Genomic DNA, 16,179 nt, shown 5'->3' on the forward strand with positions numbered 1-16,179 from the left:
GAATTATGAAAGAACACCCTACTGAACTACGGCGTGACTTAAAAACACGCCAATTAACAATGATTGCGATGGGTTGCGCGATCGGAACGGGACTTTTTCTCGGGAGCGGTCTCGCCATCAGTCTCGCCGGACCAAGTGTCCTCGTCAGTTACGCGATCGGTGCCTTCATCGTCCTGCTCTTGATGGGTTGCCTCGCGGAAATGACCGTCGCCCACCCGACGTCCGGCTCATTCGGAACGATTGCCGAACAATACATCAGTCCATACGCTGGATTTCTTGTCCGCTATTCTTACTGGGTCGCGAACGTTCTTGCAATCGGTGTCGAAGTCAGCGCCATCGCCATCTACATGAAATACTGGTTTCCGGACGTTCCCGGTTACATCTGGATTTTTGTCTTTGCGATTGCCTTGATTTATATCAACGCAACGACCGTCAATACGTTTGCGACATTTGAATACTGGTTCTCCGTCATTAAAATCAGTGCGATTTTAATGTTCATGATTCTCGGCGCATACCTGGTCTTCGGGAGTAACTCTCCGGACATCGGTACGCAAAACTTTACGAATGACGGTGGCTTCCTGCCGTTTGGTTTTTCCGGTCTCTGGATTGCCGTCTTCATCTCGTTATTTAGTTTTCTCGGGACGGAACTGATTGCCGTCACGGCCGGTGAAGCGAAAGATCCGGATGTCGCGGTGCCAAAAGCACTGAAGGCCACCGTCTTCCGCTTATCGACATTTTATGTCATCACGATTGCCTTGATGTTGATGATCGTGCCGTGGCAACAGGCGGGCGGTGTCGATCAAAGCCCGTTCGTCAAAGTGATGGAGATGTTATCGATTCCCGGTGCTGCCGGCATCATGAACTTCATCATCCTGACGGCTGCCTTATCCGCGATGAACAGTCAGTTGTATGCGTCGACGCGTATGATGTACTCGTTGTCGAAAGCAACGTACGCACCGCGGATTTTCAGCCGATTGAATACGAAAGGTGTTCCCTTGTTTGCACTTGCCGTCTCGACGCTCGGGATTTTCCTTGCCGCTGTCATCAGCAGCCAGTCGAGTGTCTCTTATCCGTTCATGATGGGGATTTCGATGTTCGGGGCAATCTTCACCTGGTTCATGATTTTCATCTCCCACCTCTATTTCCGGAAAGCCTGGGAACGGGACGGTGGACGGAAACTGCCGGTCCGCATGATGGGCTATCCGTACTTGACGGCACTCGGGGCCATCCTGCTGTTTGCCCTCGTCATCACGACCTGGTTCACGGATTTCCAAATCGTCTTGAAATTCGGAGTTCCATGGTTACTGTTCTTGACGATTGCCTATGTGTTTTGGAAACGCAACAATCCGCCGCAAGCGGATCAAACAAACCGTTCACAATCACTTTGACGTAAAGGGGATCGATTGGAATGAAACAGACGGATGCGACGCAAATCGAAGAAACGATTCAAACCGACTTCAAAAAAGATATGTCTTACGGGGATTATTTACAGCTCGACTCGCTTTTGACGAGCCAGCAACGCTTATCGGACCATCATGATGAGATGCTGTTCATCGTCATCCATCAGACAAGTGAGCTTTGGATGAAGTTGATTTTGCATGAGATGTCGGCCGCCACTAAAGCGATTGCCGACGATCAGCTTGAGCGGTCGTTTAAGATGCTCGCCCGGATCTCGAAAATTCAACAACAATTGATTCAATCGTGGAGTGTCCTCTCGACGCTGACACCGGCTGAGTATCTGGAGTTCCGTGATTCGCTGGGACATTCATCCGGATTCCAGTCTTACCAAAACCGGCAAATCGAGTTTGCCCTCGGGTTTAAGAATGCGCAGATGCTGCGGGTCTATGAGCACGAAACGGCGCTGTTCACTCAATTAACGGCAGACTTGAAGACACCGAGCATCTATGACGAAACCGTCCGGGCGATGCACCGGCGCGGCTTACCGATTGACGAGACGATCCTCAACCGGGATGTCACGCAAGACTGGGAAGCTGACGCGAGTGTCGAAGCCGCCTGGGCCATCGTCTATCAGGACGTCGAACAGTACTGGGATTTATATGAACTCGGTGAAAAGTTGCTCGACATCGGCAGCCAGCAACAGATGTGGCGCTTTAATCATATGAGCACCGTCGAACGGATCATCGGTCAAAAACCGGGAACGGGTGGTTCGTCCGGCGTCAGTTATCTGCGCCGTGTGCTCGACCACCGCTTTTTCCCGGAACTCTGGTCGGTCCGGACAAAACTTTGAGGGGGAATCTTCTATGAACCGTTGGATCGATGTCTCACAACCATTAACCTCGTCCGTTACGACATGGCCGGGCGATACGAAGTTCAACTACACGATTAATTGGAGTAAAGCCGACACCGGTTCCGTCAACGTCGGTCAAGTCACGATGAGTCTGCACACCGGCACCCACATCGATGCACCGTTTCACTTTGACGATGCCGGTCAAAAAGTGATTGATCTTGATCCGGACCTCTACATCGGTCATGCCCGTGTCATTTATCTGCCCGGTCGGACCGAACTTGTCGCAAGTGATCTCGAGGCATTTGATTTAACCGATGTCCGCCGGTTGATCATCAAAACGGACGGCTGGGTCGATAAATCCGTGTTCCCGGAGACGATTCCGGTCCTGACACCGAGTCTTGCCGAACGTCTCGGAGCACTGGGTATCGAATTGATTGGTCTTGATTTACCGTCTGTTGACGCAATCGACAGTAAAGAGATGAGTGCCCACCATGCCCTCGCAGCACACGGTGTCCACATCTTGGAAGGGCTCGTACTCGATGCGATCACACCAGGTGACTATCACTTAAACGCCGTTCCGCTTCCGCTCGTCGACGGTGACGGCAGTCCCGTCCGTGCGTTGATGCGACCGTATTAAAATCAATAGATTTGACTTACACGAGAAATAAGACTCGATTTCCTGTCTAAAGACAGAAAATCGGGTCTTGTTTGTTCCTGACAGCGCAGCTGAATTGTACTTTTTACTTTCAGAATCGTGAAACAAGGCGGCTTTTTGATAGCCTCAAAAGGGATGGTTTCAAAAGCAATCACTCTTTTCTCACGCGCTTTCCTCAGGCGAGACACAAGCCAGCTGTCCTGCCTTATTGAATTCTCTTCATAGTAAACAGCCCCCTCCAACGCTTTGGTAGCGACGGAGGGGGCTGTTGGTTTAACGGACCAGTTGATCCGGTGTAAAGACTGATTGTTCGACTTGTTTTAAGGCATAAAAAGCACCTTGTCGTGCCATCAAATCAGCATACGTGCCAACTTCGACGACTTGACCTTGCTCCATGACAACGATTTGGTCCATCTTCTCGAGTCCTGCGAGACGGTGACTGACCAGCAACAGCGTTGCATCCGTTGCACGTGCGAATAAGTGCTGCAAGATCGTCTGTTCCGTCAAGGCATCGACTGATGAGGTCGGTTCGTCGAGCAGGTAGAGCGGAGCTTGCCGTAAGAAAATCCGGGCAATCGCCAGCCGTTGTTTTTCACCGCCGGACAGGTTTTCCCCTTTTTCGAGCACCCGGTCGTCAAGAGCGAGCAACGAAAGGCCCACTTGATTCAGTGCTTCGATCATCTGATCATCCGTTGCCTCGCTACTAGCAAGCTGCAGATTGTCGCGGATCGTTCCGTAAAAGAAATGGTTTTGTTGCAAGACGACATTCGACTGTCGCCATACCGCTTCCGGATCGATCTCTTGACCGGGGGTTCCCTCAATCCGGATCCCGTCTGCCGGATACATCCGCAACAACAGTTGCAGTAAGGTCGATTTCCCGGAGCCGCTCGCTCCGACAATTGCTGTTTTGCTGCCGGCAGGAAACGTCACGCTGACGTCTCGTAAGACCGGACGTTCCTGATCGGGAAACGCAAACGTGACCTGTTCGGCCCGGAGTTCCGGTGCCCGCGTCAGCTCAAACGAACGATATTCCGGTTCCGCTGTCGCTTCGACCACATCATCGAGCCGTCGCGCCGCATGGCGGCTGTCTTCAAAGAAGCCCGGCAAAATCGCCATTGGGGCTGCATTTTCAAACACCGTCAACGAGGTCATGACGAGTAAGGCCAGGAAAACACCGTCGAGCTGACCGTCGGCGACCAGATAAGCACCGAGACCCAACACAATCCAGGAAATGATCAAGGTGGCGAGTGTATTCCATGCAAGATTCGAGACGGCGTGCAGCCCGTTGCGTTTTTCTTCCGCCACGTACCGCGCTGCGACAGCATTCAGTTCTGCTTCCTTGTTTCCGAGTTGTTGATAAATCTTTAAATCCCGGTAGCCCTGGAACAATTCCGTCACTTCCGTCGACAGTTCCCCCCGCCGTGCCCGAACGGACCGGGCAAAGCGTTGTTCCCGGTAGGCAAACCAGCCGGGAATGACGAATCCCGTCAACAGAAGACCAATCACGAGGACAAGCGCAACACTGAGTGAAAAGAAGCTGACGAAAAAGATCGTACAAAGAAAAACGAGCACTAAGATGATCGGTGGATAGACGACCCGTAAAAACGTATTTTGGAGACTTTCGACGTCACCGACAATTCGTGCGAGCAGGTCACCACTCCGGTACTTCGCAAAGATCCCCGGTGCAAGCGGCTCGAGTCGTTTATAAAACGTCGTCCGTAAGTCACTGAGAATCGTAAACGTCGCCCGGTGTGAATAATAGCGTTCGGCGTAACGACTCGCCGCCCGCGTCAAGCTCGACAGTTTCTGTAAGGCAATCAAGACAGCCAGTGTCTGGATCGGTGGCAATAAAGCGGCTTTTGAAATCAGAAAGCCGCTTGCCGCAAATAAACCGACCGCTGTGACTCCAGCCAGAACACCGAAGACAATCGAGAAGACGATGTCTCGTTTTTGGTGCAACATCAAGCGAAAAATTCCCATCAACTCTTTCATCGTGTCTCCTCCCCTCGTTGAACGGCACGCATCATCGCATACTCCGATTCACGTTCGAGTAATTCTTCATGTGTTCCCCGGTCGACAATCCGTCCTGCTTCCAGAATGACGATTTGATCCGATTGTTCAATCGTATGCAATCGGTGGGCGACCGTGATGACCGTTGCTTCACGTCCTAAAACAGTGATTGCTTCTTGCAGCAACCGTTCCGTCTTGACGTCAAGACCGGTCGTCGGTTCATCAAACAAGATGATGTTCGGTCGTTTTAAGAACGCACGCGCCAAGGCAACGCGCTGTTTTTCTCCGCCGGATAATCCGCGTCCGCCTTCCCCGATCACCGTATCGAGTCCGTTCGGCAACTGCTGAATCAGTTCTGTCAGACCGGCGTCAGATGCGGCCTGTTCAATCGCTGAACGTGATGCCTCGCGTAATTCACCAATTGCAATATTCTCCGCAAGTGTCCCGGCATACAAATACGGATGCTGGGAGATATAGCTCAGTTGGCGGAACCAGCTTGCTTCGGTGATCATCTGACGGGGTTGAGCGTCAAGTAACAGTTGTCCGTCCTGCGGATCGGCGAGACCCGCCAATAACTGAAGGACCGTTGATTTGCCGGCTCCGCTGCGACCGATCAACGCGACCTTCTGATACGGTTCGATCGCAAGATTCAGTTCGGTCATCGCAAACCGGGCATCGCGGTATGAAAAAGCGACGTCCTTTAATTCGATCCGTGGTGGACGGGCTGCCGGTAGTTCCGTCTGTCCGAAGACGACGCTCCGGTCATCTTCCGTCAGTTCCGCTGCAATCTGTTTCGCGGCCGCGACACTGCCCCGTCCCGTATGGAAGGCTGCGCCCATTTCCTTTAACGCCAGATAGTATTCCGGCGCCAATACCAACATCAAAAAGGCCGGGACAAAGGTGATACTTTGGAACAGAATCAAACGTAAGCTGACTTCAAGCGCAATCATTCCCATACTGAGCATCGAGATGAATTCGAGCATCAGTGATGACAAGAAGGCAAGTTTCAACACCGTCAATGTCGCATCCCGAAAGTCGAGGCTGCTCCGTTCGATGACGTCCTGTTGGGCCTTCGCCCGACCAAATAATTTCAACGTCGTCAGTCCCTGTAACGTATCCAGAAATGTTCCGGAGAAGGCATTCATCTTCTCCAGTTGCGTATCGGCCCGATTTTGGGTCATGATCCCGATGACGATGTAAAACAACGGAATGAACGGGGCTGTAATCATCATGACGAGTCCCGTGACCCAGTCATAGCTGAAGGCTGCAATCAGCACCATCAGCGGGACGATCGACGTCTGGATGACTTTCGGCATGTACTGACTGTAATAACTGTCCATCTCATCGACGGAATCCAGTAGGACACTGACCTTTTTTCCGGATTGTCCTTCGAGCATCGATTCAACGGAGTTTTTCGTATATTTCGCGACAAGTGCCTGGCGTAAGTCTTGTTTGACCCGTGCCGCAAGATTCGTCCCGAGACGTCCGTTCCAATACGTGACGCCGACGCGCAGGACAAGCATCAACAATAGGACACCAAGCAACGGAATGACTGCCGCGAACGGATCCCCTTGCAGGAAAATCCGATCGACGATGATGACGATTAAATAGGATTGACCGATGACGGCAACACCCATTAAGACGGCCGCCAGCATCAGTTGTATTAAAATTGAACGCGGAATCGTGATGATTCCTTTAAGTGGATTCATAATCAAACGCCCTTTCACAAAGTGTGAACGACTTTTAGTGAATATTTTCACATATCGTACATTTAGTATACCGAATCCATTCTGTTGATGCCACGGGTATGCTGCCGAAAAGGTGTGACGGTTTTGTGAGAGACATTTTACTGGACAATTCATTGATCCGGTTGTATCGTGGACAATAGTTATCCACGTTATACAAAAAGGAGAATGTTTTATGCAAATGAAAACCGGTGTTGAGCAATCCATCTATGCCATGCTGTTATTGACGTTTTTACCGGATAAAGGGGTCCTGCCGGGCGAATTCATCAGCCAACAACTCGGCGCTTCCCCGACCTATTTTCAAAAACTGCTCCGGAAGCTCGTTCATGCGGATCTGTTGATATCCGTTCCCGGAGCCAAAGGCGGATTCCGTCTGAAAGCTTCCCCTGAACAAATTCGTGTTTTTGATGTCTATGAAGCGATTGAAGGGAAACAATCGTTGTATGCGTCAAGCGGAGTCTTTGAAGATTTGATGGGCATCCAAAACCAAAACATCTGCTTATTGTCCGACTTGATGACAGAAGCCGAACAGTCGTGGCAATCGACGCTCAAACGCGAAACGATTGATTCGATCCGCCGCGAAATTTATTTGAATTGTCCGCCTGACCATCTGACAAAACTGCAAAGCTTAATCGAAGAAAAAATGATTCGCAACTAAAAGGAGATTATTATGATGAACACTACTACACTTGACCGTTATTTTGATTTATTTGACGCTTCCCGGACCGACGAGCAAGCCTTTACGGATTTGATTGCACTATTTTCGGATGACATCACATTCGTCCTCAACGGACAGGGACAACACGGAATCGAAGCGTGGAAACAGTTCGTCCGGATGGTTTTTACGGCCAATCAAGACATCAAGCACATGTACGCCGGCTGGGTTCCTTCAGAAACAGGGGATACGATGGAAACACGCTGGGCCGTTTGCGGTAAGCGGGCGGACGGATCGGTCTTCACGCAAGACGGAACGGATATCGCCCGACTGGATGCAGACGGAAAAATCGTCTACCTTGCCAATGTCCCGGACGATACAGCGATGTTCAACCAATACAACGATTAATCTAAAACAGGCATCACTTCGTTATGAAGTGGTGCCTGTTGCTCATGCTTATAAGTTCTTCGCCTTGAAGGTGTCGCCGCCTTCAATCGTTCCGTTGTCGAATCCTTTTTGGAACCAACGTTCCCGCTGTGCGGAAGTACCGTGGGTAAAGCTTTCCGGCACGACATAACCTTGTCCTTTTTCTTGTAACGTATCGTCCCCAACTGCATTCGCAGCACCAAGCGCCTCTTCCAGATCCCCTTCTTCAAGCAAGTTTTGTCCTTGCGCATGGTGCGCCCAAACGCCGGCATAATAATCCGCCTGCAACTCAAAACGAACGAGGTATTTGTTAAACTTCTCTTCACTCATCTTTTGACGGAGCGGCATGATTTCGTCCGACGTACCGAGCAGTGTCTGGACATGGTGTCCGACTTCATGGGCGATGACATACGCCATCGCAAAATCGCCGGGTGCGCCGTACTTCGTTTGTAACTCATCATAAAAACTAAGATCGATGTATAATTTCTGATCACCTGGACAATAAAAAGGCCCGACAGACTTCCCGGCTTGTCCACACGCTGAACTGACCTGATCCTTATAGAGGACGAGCGTCGGTTCTTTATAGGTCATCCCGTCTTGTTTAAATTCCTTTGTCCAGACTTCTTCCGTGTCGGCTAAGACAACAGAGACAAAATCAGCCGCTTCTTTTTCTTTCGCCGTTTCTTGGTACTCTGTCTGGCTGCCGTTATCCGATTCTGTTAGTCCCCCTAACAGATCAGCCGGATTGCCTCCCATCAAAGTAACAACGATTAGAATAATGATTCCAAGGCCACCACCAATCCCAGCGACTCCTTTTCCACCCATCCCCCGTCGATCTTCGACGTTTGAACTTCTTTCTCTACCCTTCCATTTCATACGCGTTCCTCCTACAAGTCTCAATGCATTTCTATACCCCACATCGTGTTTGTTTATCCTTGATTTCCTATTTTAAGATTTAATTTTATTTTAAACATCTTGAAGCTAAACAATCTGAAATGGCCAACCGATAGTGAGATACATTCAGCGTGTGCATTCGTGCTTTATTTCAGCTGCAACTAAAAATTGGAGGAATTTTATTTTATGAAACGCCGGAATCAGCTTATGCTTGGGATTAGTTCATTTGTTGTCATCTTGTCACTCATCGTTCATGTTTTACACCGATTCACCACTTTTGCTGACGGCTATCAAATCATTCGTGGAAACGTCAGTGCCGCCTCACCAATCGCTCTGACTTGGATTGCTTTGTTACCGGTCATTTGTTTGCTTGCTGCTACAGTCTTGTACCGAATGCGCCCGCGCAGTAAAAACGTACCGCTTTTGTTGACGGTGACGTTAACTTTCTCCAGTATGTCGATTGTCGCCGGCGGAAACGGACTCGTCGAATACCATTTCTCAATTTTTATGGTGTTGGCCTTGATTGCCTACTTCCGTCGGATTGATTTGATTCTTGTCAGTACCGTTCTGTTCGCCGTTCAACATTTTGCCGGATTCTTTTTTGTACCGGCGTTGATTTGCGGTACAGCCGGTTATCCGTTCAGTATCCTGATGATTCATGCTGTCTTCCTGATTTTGACGAGTGCTGCGCTCATCATTCAAATCGCTGTTCAGAATAAGGAACGTCAGGCGGCATCACGCCGCGAAGCGGATGCGACGAAACTGATCACGAATGTCAGTCAGCAGATTGAATCCCTGGTCGGTAGTTTAAAAACCAATACGAGGCATTTACAACAAGCCGCTGTCCAATCGGTCGAAGCGACCAATCAAATTGCGACTGCGATTGCGCCGATTGTTGACTCTGCCGACGGACAACACCAATCGATGCAACAAGGAACAGATCAATTGCATCAGGTCAATGCGGCTATCGCAACGATTCAGTCGAAAATGGCACGGACGGCCACAACGACGGAAAATATGACGAAAACCGCTTTGACCGGAAATGAAGAAATGCATCTGATGGATCGCCGGGTCGAAGCGATGGTCGAATCGACGAATGGTCTGCATACTTCCATCACCGCCATGGCCGGTCGGTCCGATAAAATCCAAAAAATCCTGGCGAATCTGGAAGCGATTGCCGGTCAGACGAACTTGCTAGCGTTAAATGCAGCCATCGAAGCGGCACGTGCCGGTGATGCCGGACGTGGCTTTGCCGTCGTCGCGACGGAAGTTGGTCACCTTGCCGTCCAGTCGCGCAGTTATGCCAATGAAGTGACGGAAGTTTTACAGGCATTGATTGCGGATACCGATCAAATCAAGGAAACGGCAGCCAGTTATACGACGACACTGTCGGAAAACCGACAGATGACCAAGCGTGTCCGGCAGACATTTTCTGACATCACGCAACTGGTACAGGAGGTCGAACAAAGCATCAACTCGATTCAAACAGCGCGTCAAGGAGTCGGTGTCCAGATGCTCGATATCGAACAACGGATGGAGACGACCCGAGCCGCTTCGCTTGAAGTCCGGTACGGCATTGAGTCGACTGCCGTCTCACTCGAACAGCAAACGACCGTCCAACACGAATTTGAAACGATGACCCAATCACTCGGTCAGATGACAAGTTCGTTGGAACAATTGGTTGATGAATTGACCAATCATATCGATCGGTAACCTAAATCAAGCAGGCTCCTCCTTCAGACGGAGGAGCCTGCTTGCATTTTTGTTAAAATTAAGTGGAGCCGTTCTAGGAATCATCCCATCATATCCCGAATAGTAAGAGAATTGACCTTTTTTTGAGAGAGGAGTTCTTTGATGCAGACCTCACTACAATCACTACTCGATGTTGCCCGCAGATTTGGTCGAACCTATCACAAAGATGCTCTCGTGTTAACCGGCGTTCTCGTTTTGATTGTTTTGTACGGCGCCCCCCTGCTGAAACCGGGAATGGTCGTCTTCAGTGATATGTCATTTGGTCTCTCGTCCAATCGTTATCTCGAGGAAATTTTTGGCGCCTGGAATAACCGCTGGAGTACGACGACCTTGTTGAATGTCGCCCGTCTGATTTACATCTTTCCCTTTTATCTGCTCAGTTTACTGTTTGGTGCGTCCGGTCCGATTTTGATCAAGTCGTTTATTTTTGGCTTGTTGATCGTGTCCGCTGTTTCGATGTTCGCTTTAACAAAACGGTTGCATTCGGTCTACGTCTCACCTCACTTTTCTTTTTTATCACTCGTCGCTTTTGGCATCGCCGCTTTGTTTTATGCCTTGAATCCATGGGTCATCACGCGGATCCAGCACATTTATCTCTTATGTGGCTACTCCGTCTTCCCACTCGCCTTGTTGTTGTTTTTTAATATATTTGATCCCAAGTTCCGTGAACAATTCAATCCGAACTTTTCATTATCCGACCGGCTGTCGCGCCGGACATGGATCGACATTACCGGACTATCCGTCGTCTTTGCTTTCATGGCAGCCGGCATCCATTACTTTTTCTTCTCCTTGATCTACATGGGCATCATGGTCGCCCTGATTTTTGCGAAGACCTTTTGGACACGTCGGAAAGAGCAGATCATTAAACCGTTGATTGGTTTTTATGTCCGCTCCACGATTGCCTTTTCTCTTGTTTTCCTATTGTTTAATTCATACTGGTTTTTCATGTATGTCGGTTCCATCTTGACCGGATCGCAAGCTTCGCAACACAACATCAATGTCTCTGATACGTTGATGTTGTTCAGCCGTCATTCTTCGTGGACGAATGTGTTTTATTTAACGAGCTACTGGTGGCCGATGTTCGATCTGACGACGTTACCGCTCAGTTTCTGGTTAGGCGGCGGCGTTATTCTGTTGTTGATTTCGTTTGGTGCGTTTGTCTCCTATCGTCAGCCAATCCTGTTATTCTTCACCGGTCTCAGCATCCCGTTGATTGTTTTTGCGACAGGGACTCACGAGCAGGTCGCCGACCTCTTTGTCTTGTTCGTCACGAAGACTCCGCTGATCGGCGCCATGTTTCGTGACCCCAACAAGTTAGTCGGATTGCTGATGGTCAGCTATAGTTTGTTGCTCGCTTCAAGCCTCGCGACCGTGTTCAACCGCCCTTCCAAAACGTTGCCGCTTCCGGTTTACCGCCTGCTTGCGATTGGAACGACTGTCATCGCCCTCGGGTTGTTTTTCTGGCCGTATCGCGCCGTCTACATGGAAGGTTTTTATCATCCGGTGAAGATGCCGAAAGAATATACCGTCGTTCAAGAACTGATTGACGGGAAATGGCTTCAGTTTCCGATTGCAGATGAAATGACACAACCGAGTACGGGGGTCGCGACACCGACCTGGAATAAAAATCCGCATCCGGACGGCGAAACCAAAGCGACCGGGGACGTCCAAGTCTACGGTTCGCAGGCAAACACGGTTTTTCATCACGAAGGTACCACCCAGACGGTCCGCTACATGATGACGTTCATGCAATATTTGCTCGATACGGGCCGCTCCGATCAAGCCGGGCAAATTGCACAGGCGTTTGGTCTGCAACAGTTCGCGTACCGGACGGAATATACGGGCATGAAGGAGCGGCAAGCCTTCAATAAAAAGATTCTCGCCACCCAACACGATCTGCTCGCGACAAAACAAGTGGGGCTGTTTACGTTATTCGATTTAATCGAGCCACTTGACAGTCGGACTGTTCCACAGTTGATTCTGACCCCATACGGTCTCGAACGGTCAGTCACTTTCTCGACTTTGGATGATTATAAACTTGGTCCCCAATCCATTTTGTATGCGACCCAAGCCCATCAAGACGGCTTATCGTGGTTAAAGAAAGACGACATCATCGAGATGGCGGAAGAAAACGATGTGTTACTGAGTCAGGTACCGGAACAATACTTCTGGAAACCGTTTGACGCGATCGACTCCGCCAACTCGTTCCTGAACTGGGGCAAAACGTTTTTGGCAAACAGTGATTGGCGCTGGTATTTACGGACACAAGGAATCAGCAATCCATCATTCGATCTCGACTTCGGGGATGGAATCGGCTTGTCTTTCGCCTCGGCAAAGATAGATGCCCCCGTCTATAAACTCGATCAGTTGAAGACGAAACAAGTCGCGTCGTTCAACTCGATGCTTGAGGACGAGACATTTTTCAAAGCGGATAATCCGGACATCGTCGACTTATCCCCTAATCCTTTGTCAAAGGAAAATAACCTGCCTGTCCTGCGGGCGGAAGTCGCAGAGGGTGATCCGAAATACATTTGGCAGGTCGCGAAATCCGGCAAGCTGGACGCCTTACCGAACAATGCGTACCGGTTTGACATCACAGCGTCCGGTCGTGGTGTTGACCGGTTGCACGTCAAAGTCCGGTTTTACGATGCCAAAGATCGTGAACTGAATCAGACGTATGTCGTCGCTCCCCGCGACTCCGGTGATCTTGACGCAATCCATCTTCAAGGCGAGTACGTCACCCCGAAAGACGCCAAGACGATGCGGATTGATTTGCTGAGTTTTCAGCGTCCGGAACGGAAGACGTATTGGTGGGTCCACGATATCAAGATTTTCAGTTTCGAGGACTATATGGTACCGAACACGATTGAGATGACAAAAGAGACTACCCGAGGTCGTTATGCCGGTTACGCACGTGTCTTATTGAACCAAAACGGCGGCCAGCTTGACTTTGAATTCAACGACCAAACATTCTCTGTCAAGACGAAGCAAGCGGCAGGCGCAAAACTCGTTTGGGTGCCTCTCGGAAACTTCGTCGCAGACAACACAAGTTCGACACTCCGCATCACGAATACGTCCGGCTTTAATGCCGTTCAAAACATCGTCTTGATTCCAAAAACAGAATGGACGAAAGTTCAGGAACGACTGGAAGAGAAACTTCCAATCACCAAAACGTTGATGGTGCTCGAAGCAGAAAACGCCTTTGATTACGAGGGACACCTTCAATCCGAACGTAACTATCCCGGATTCAGTTTCGGAAAAGGTGTAGCTGCTCAAAAAGGAACGTTACGCCGAACGATTGATGTTGCTGAGGATGGAACCTATGACATCCAGCTGAAAGCGACACGACCGACGAACACAAATGGCCGGTTGACCGTCTTGCTGCGCGATGGGAAAAAAATCATCTACCGGCGTGTCTTGACAGCGCAGGATTTCAAGACGCCGGACATCCGAAAACAAGCGATTGGTCAAGAAACCGTGACCTTCGATCCGTTGCACCGGGATTTTCCGTATCAACTCGAATCTTTGCCGGATGTCTACTCGGCACTTCATCAGATTACGCTGGAAGACATTCCGTTGATGGGCGGTCGTTATGAGATTGAACTGGTGTATGCGAGTGCCGTTCCGTCACTCGTTACGATGGACGATCTGCATCAGTTTGATCCGAGTGAAATCGTCACCGACAAGCCACTTACGGAACCGGAAGCAGCCGCCAATTGTGCGACATGTGTCTCGATCACGGACGATATGTTTAGCGGGAGCGAAAAAGACGGTACGTATCGAATGGAATATGAAGCAACTTGTTCGTGTGACTGGTATATCTTCGCCTCTCAAAAAATCAAGGCACGTCCGAACCATGAATACTTGTTGCAGTTTGATGCGGTCAGTAAAAACGTGCGGCAACGTCACTTGAAAGTCTTTTATCTGGATGAAAAAGACCGTGTCATCGGGACCGATTTCATCAATGAAGTCGAGGAAGACAAAAAGAGCCGCTGGAATCATTACGAACAGATGATCATTCCTCCGAAAAAGGCGGTGCGGATGCAACTCCACATCTGGACACGCGGTAATGAGAAAAAGGCGGGCAGCTTACAGCTTAAAAATCTGGAGTTTCTCCCTTACGATCAACTGATCCTCGTCGATCAGTTTGTGATGGCGGAGCAGACCGGAAAACCGCTGTTCGCTCAAACACCAGCCGAGAAACTTGGTGTCACCCCGTCGTTGATGAATCGACATATTACGAGTCAGGAGCCCCTTGGTCGTTTTACGGTCAACGATTCGCCGACACCGCTCTTTGAGTTGCGTGACGGTGTCGCGCCGATGCGGGGTAACATCGCGCTGAACGGCGTCAGTCAGTTGTACCGGTCCACTCAAGCAACCGCCGATGTCACTGTCGTCTTACGTCCCGTCTATTATGTCGGACTGACCGTCCTGCTGCTCGCGTTCCCCTTGAGCGGGCTGCTGATCTGGTGGATGACAGGTCAACGGTTCGGAGCGGTTCGTCAGCGGTTCCGCGAGAAACTGTCCTCAACGATTCGTCGGCCTAAAAAATCCAAGACATGACAAATACCCTGTACCGACTCGATATGCAGCGGGTCGGTACAGGGTATTTAACGATGCCGTTGATACAAGGCAACCATCGTCTTTAAAAAAGCAATCGAGTCCTTGACCAGATTGACGTGTGATCCTTCCCGCTCGATACAGGTCACGGGCTGTTGGAACACACGCAACCGTTCTTTTTTCGCGGCATACATCAATTCAAGATCAATCGCCAGTCCACTCTCGACGTTTAAATACGGCAGGATCCGCGGGACGACACGACGATTGATGATTTTTAGACCGGTCTGCGAATCGGTGACCCCTTTCGGTAAAAAGGTCCGTGTCAGATTTCGTTTGGCGAAACTGAGCAGACGCCGGACAAGTCCACGGTCTTCAATCGTCAAATCTTTTGTCCCAATGACGATATCATAATAATCATTTTGGGCAATCGTCAGTAAACGGGCGATGTCTTCCGTCTTAAACGAGTTATCGGCATCGACAAATACATAATAATCACTCGAGATGTTTTTCATCCCTTCGATGAACAACCCGGCTTTCCGGGTATTCCGTTCCACCTGGTGGACTTCGAGATACCCGACCGTGAACAATGTATCCGTCGCGTCCATGACGATGGAACGATAATCCTGCAACAACGCTTTCGATTGATCGGAAGACGCATCATCAAAAAAGTTGATCGAAGCATGAATGTAATCTTCACTGATTAGTTCCGCTAATGCTTCTAAAAATTGTTTTACATACATAAAACGTTTCTCTTCGTTAAATATTGGTAATATAAAGGCTATAGTATCTTTTAAAATGGGATATTCAGGATGGATGATATGTTGGATTTCAGCAAACAATTCATTCGGATAGCTCGCTCGATAGGAAAAGGTACGGAGAACCCCATCCCCTTTTACCGCTTCATACGGGAAATCGCCTTTCATCCGTACGACATCCTTGATCAGCAAAATTTTTGCCCGTGAGCGGATACTACGGATTTGATTTAAGATTTTCAACTCGTCTGCACCCATCTGATAGTCGACGATATACAGCTTGATATCATGTTCTTCTTCCGCACTCTGAACTTCTGTAATAGCGATTTGTTCGAAGGAGGCAGGACATTTACCCGGTTGTGTGTAAAAGAGTATTGGATAATAAGGAATCAGAGTTTCGTAGGAAATTTGTCGTCCATGATCCGTGAAAATAGCGATGTGACCTTGGTTCATGCTGATTCATCCTTTCCGTATCATTCAAA

At 49.5% G+C, this 16,179-nt stretch carries 11 protein-coding genes; 7 read left to right on the forward strand and 4 right to left on the reverse strand.

Translation table 11 applies throughout. The annotated features are described in order from the left end of the window. Positions 1–5: 5 nt before the first annotated feature. From KNQ13_RS03565 to kynB, 3 genes are read left to right on the forward strand one after another with little or no spacing between them, the layout of a single operon-like run. On the forward strand, positions 6–1,388 hold the full coding sequence (locus KNQ13_RS03565) for an amino acid permease (RefSeq protein ID WP_026830556.1): 1,383 nt from the start codon (positions 6–8) through the stop codon (positions 1,386–1,388). A gap of 20 nt (positions 1,389–1,408) precedes the next feature. Beyond that, positions 1,409–2,248: a tryptophan 2,3-dioxygenase gene (gene kynA, locus KNQ13_RS03570; protein WP_026830555.1), complete on the forward strand. Its 840-nt coding sequence runs from the start codon at positions 1,409–1,411 to the stop codon at positions 2,246–2,248. A 13-nt stretch (positions 2,249–2,261) separates the two neighbouring features. Further along, positions 2,262–2,885 (forward strand): arylformamidase, encoded by a 624-nt coding sequence (kynB, locus tag KNQ13_RS03575; RefSeq protein ID WP_026830554.1) that lies wholly within the window; start codon positions 2,262–2,264, stop codon positions 2,883–2,885. Between the two features lie 291 nt (positions 2,886–3,176). Here kynB and cydC read toward each other — a convergent pair whose 3' ends face one another. Beyond that, positions 3,177–4,895, reverse strand: coding sequence for a thiol reductant ABC exporter subunit CydC (gene cydC / locus KNQ13_RS03580; protein WP_026830553.1), 1,719 nt, complete (start codon positions 4,893–4,895; stop codon positions 3,177–3,179). Next, the gene (cydD, locus tag KNQ13_RS03585) at positions 4,892–6,622 is read right to left on the reverse strand and encodes a thiol reductant ABC exporter subunit CydD (protein ID WP_026830552.1); all 1,731 of its coding nucleotides are present in this window, start codon (positions 6,620–6,622) and stop codon (positions 4,892–4,894) included. Before cydD ends, cydC begins: the two co-directional genes overlap by 4 nt. Before the next feature lie 211 nt (positions 6,623–6,833). On the opposite strand from cydD, the gene KNQ13_RS03590 reads away from it, so the two are divergent. Further along, positions 6,834–7,316 (forward strand): RrF2 family transcriptional regulator, encoded by a 483-nt coding sequence (locus tag KNQ13_RS03590; RefSeq protein ID WP_014969205.1) that lies wholly within the window; start codon positions 6,834–6,836, stop codon positions 7,314–7,316. Positions 7,317–7,331: 15 nt separating this feature from the next. Continuing rightward, positions 7,332–7,721 (forward strand): nuclear transport factor 2 family protein, encoded by a 390-nt coding sequence (locus tag KNQ13_RS03595; protein WP_026830551.1) that lies wholly within the window; start codon positions 7,332–7,334, stop codon positions 7,719–7,721. A 48-nt stretch (positions 7,722–7,769) separates the two neighbouring features. Here KNQ13_RS03595 and ypfJ read toward each other — a convergent pair whose 3' ends face one another. Continuing rightward, a complete protein-coding gene (gene ypfJ / locus KNQ13_RS03600) occupies positions 7,770–8,615 on the reverse strand; it encodes a KPN_02809 family neutral zinc metallopeptidase (RefSeq protein WP_026830550.1) in 846 nt (281 codons plus the stop codon). Between the two features lie 204 nt (positions 8,616–8,819). On the opposite strand from ypfJ, the gene KNQ13_RS03605 reads away from it, so the two are divergent. After that, complete coding sequence (locus KNQ13_RS03605; protein ID WP_209548054.1) at positions 8,820–10,346, forward strand: methyl-accepting chemotaxis protein; 1,527 nt, start codon at positions 8,820–8,822, stop codon at positions 10,344–10,346. 141 nt (positions 10,347–10,487) lie between these two features. Next, on the forward strand, positions 10,488–14,948 hold the full coding sequence (locus KNQ13_RS03610; RefSeq protein WP_051590474.1) for an MFS transporter: 4,461 nt from the start codon (positions 10,488–10,490) through the stop codon (positions 14,946–14,948). A 47-nt stretch (positions 14,949–14,995) separates the two neighbouring features. Here KNQ13_RS03610 and KNQ13_RS03615 read toward each other — a convergent pair whose 3' ends face one another. After that, on the reverse strand, positions 14,996–16,150 hold the full coding sequence (locus KNQ13_RS03615; RefSeq protein ID WP_034774130.1) for a glycosyltransferase: 1,155 nt from the start codon (positions 16,148–16,150) through the stop codon (positions 14,996–14,998). Between the last annotated feature and the right edge of the window lie 29 nt (positions 16,151–16,179).

Source organism: Exiguobacterium sp. s128 (assembly GCF_018618815.1).
Lineage (GTDB): Bacteria > Bacillota > Bacilli > Exiguobacteriales > Exiguobacteriaceae > Exiguobacterium_A > Exiguobacterium_A antarcticum.